We start from the raw sequence: 2345 nt of genomic DNA on the forward strand, positions 1-2345 counted from the left end.
AAGACCACTGGACTCACAAAAAGGACGGTTACGAATATGGAAAATCAAAGATTTGTTAATTGCTCAACTGTCCCTCTCATTGTTTGTGCTGGCGCACAAAATTACTCAAGGGACGTTTCACAATTAACCCTCCATTCCTCCCATCACCAAACTGAGTACAGTTTTGGTGGGGGTCTCCTGGAGGTTTAGATGACAATGTGATGGTTGAAATCTGAAACTATACTTTAATTCAGCGTAAAAAACGGAATGTCACAGTCTGGACTACTTGAACTAGCACATGAAAAGTTTCACTGGCCAACTCCACAAGAAATTTTGGAGCCATCTGGTGCTGGTCCAAGTGTTTATGCACAAATTGCTAAAGAAAAATTAGGTAGAACTATCAGCAAACTTCCAGATGGTCAAGGTGTGCGAATAGGCGTGCTGGCTGGAAATCCTAAAGGTGACTCGACAGAAACACCTATTGCTTTAGTGTGCGATTTTCCAGGAGAAGTATCAGAGGAAACATTAAAGAAAACTTATAGACTTGCTTGGAGTTTTTCTCGTACACCATCACTAATTACAACAGAACCTAACCGATTAAGAATTTGGACGTGCTATGAAAAACCTCCAAAGGAAGATGATATTATAAATCCTGTAGTTAATGTTTCTAAACAGGAAATTGAGTCATTTAATCAGTTATCTCTTTCAGGTCAAGCTGCTGAAACTTTGCGGTTATACTGGGCTGATTTAGTATCCGGTCAATTTTTTCAAGAACATAGCCAGCGATTTCAACGAAAAAAAGCCGCTGACCAGATGCTATTGAAAAATCTGAAAAGCGTTCGGAAAAGACTTCAAAAAAATAAACTTGATGATGACACAATTCATGATTTATTAGCAAGAATTATTTTTATTCAATTCCTTTTTGACCGTCAAGATTCTGAAGGTAATCCTGGCTTAAATACAACTGTACTGGATTATTTATATAGAACTGGTGAATTATCGGCTAAATACTTTTGTTTAGCTGAGATATTAAGAGATCATAGAGATAGTTATAAATTTTTTCGTTGGCTCAATGGCAAGTTTAATGGTGATTTATTCCCAGGTAAAGGTGCTACCGAAGAAGAATGTGAAGCTGAATGGCAAACAGAAGAACAAAAAGTTAAACAACCTCATCTAAATATACTTGCTGATTTTGTTAGTGGTGATGTAGATATTGAAACTGGACAATTAAGTCTATGGCCATACTACCATTTTGACGTTATACCTTTAGAGTTTATTAGCAGTATATATGAAGAATTTGTTAGTAAAAAATCTGGTACAGGAGTTCATTACACACCAGAACATATAGTTGATTTTGTCCTAGATGGTGTTTTACCTTGGAATAGTCAAGAATGGGATATCAAGATTCTTGATCCTGCTTGTGGTTCAAGCTTTTACCAATATTGAGACTAAAGTACCATGCACATTAAATGATCATCCAGATTTTCCAATTCGTGATCACAAAACCTCGGATCACCAGCGAGTAGTTCCTTCAGGAAAGTCATATCCGGTGAACTTTAGATGTCACCATTTACTATTCAAAATAATAGCTACAGGTGCTAATGCTACAGATACTAATAATATATCTTCGATTGAATAAATTTAAAACTTACTCAAATACCCTTCTGATGTTCTACCATCTCCCCAAACGGTAAAAAACACCGATGACACCAACCATCAAACCACAACGCCGGAACTTTAAACCTAGCCCCACAATTAGGACACTCAGATAGCAAACTTAAATGATGATGCTGACACCCCTGAGTCACCTTAAACTGCCACTCAATCCGATGACAAGGCGACTCCACATAACAAGCAGCACAAAGCCGAATAGGTTCAAGATTCATTCCCACCCCAGCAGGTGGTAACATCTGCTCTAACCTATCAGCATCAACCCCCACAACCTTAGCCAAAGCCTCCAATTGTTGCCGAGAAGGAGGGGGATTAAAACGAAACTTTTCCCATCTTGCGATCGCACTCCCAACCCCAGCAGCCTTACCTAAACCAGTAGTTGTTAAATCATGTGCCCGTCGAAAGCGTCCCAAAAAATGACTCAGACTTTCTCCCGGATATGGTTCTATCTCAAACAACCAAGGATTAATTTCTTCCAAAATTGGCCAGCTTGTTTCCCCAACCAATTAAATATGAAAGCAGGAAACGTAATCTACAAAGATTTTTAGGAATAGGTAAACTCTGCGTAAAATTATTATGGTTTCCATTAGCTGCTGCAAAAAATCTTTTAAATCCAAATATAAGCTGGTATAATACTGTCTCTTACACACATCTCACGCTGCCGACGACCTAGAACGTAGAAATCTAGGTGGTCG

Annotated in this window: 2 protein-coding genes and 1 pseudogene; 2 read left to right on the forward strand and 1 reads right to left on the reverse strand. The window is 38.4% G+C overall.

Going from position 1 to position 2345, the window contains the following annotated elements; translation table 11 throughout:
- Positions 1–246 precede the first annotated feature (246 nt).
- Entirely contained in the window at positions 247–1425 is a 1179-nt protein-coding gene (locus tag IQ228_RS24820) for a hypothetical protein (protein ID WP_228044069.1), read from the forward strand.
- Between the two features lie 206 nt (positions 1426–1631).
- Here the strand turns inward: IQ228_RS24820 and IQ228_RS24825 are convergent, their stop codons facing one another.
- On the reverse strand, positions 1632–2129 hold the full coding sequence (locus tag IQ228_RS24825) for a TniQ family protein (RefSeq protein WP_193964813.1): 498 nt from the start codon (positions 2127–2129) through the stop codon (positions 1632–1634).
- Here IQ228_RS24825 and IQ228_RS27535 point away from each other — a divergent pair.
- A pseudogene (locus IQ228_RS27535) lies at positions 2123–2239 on the forward strand (IS4 family transposase); the annotation flags it as partial. The gene IQ228_RS24825 and the pseudogene IQ228_RS27535 sit on opposite strands and share 7 nt — an antisense overlap.
- Positions 2240–2345 lie beyond the last annotated feature (106 nt).

This window comes from Dolichospermum sp. LEGE 00246, from assembly GCF_015207865.1.
GTDB classification, from domain to species: Bacteria; Cyanobacteriota; Cyanobacteriia; order Cyanobacteriales; family Nostocaceae; genus Dolichospermum; species Dolichospermum heterosporum.

What these genes read in the sequence shown, in the direction of transcription:
- IQ228_RS24820 (WP_228044069.1), top strand. Translation starts at nt 247, where the DNA reads ATGTCACAGTCTGGACTACTTGAACTAGCACATGAAAAGTTTCACTGG.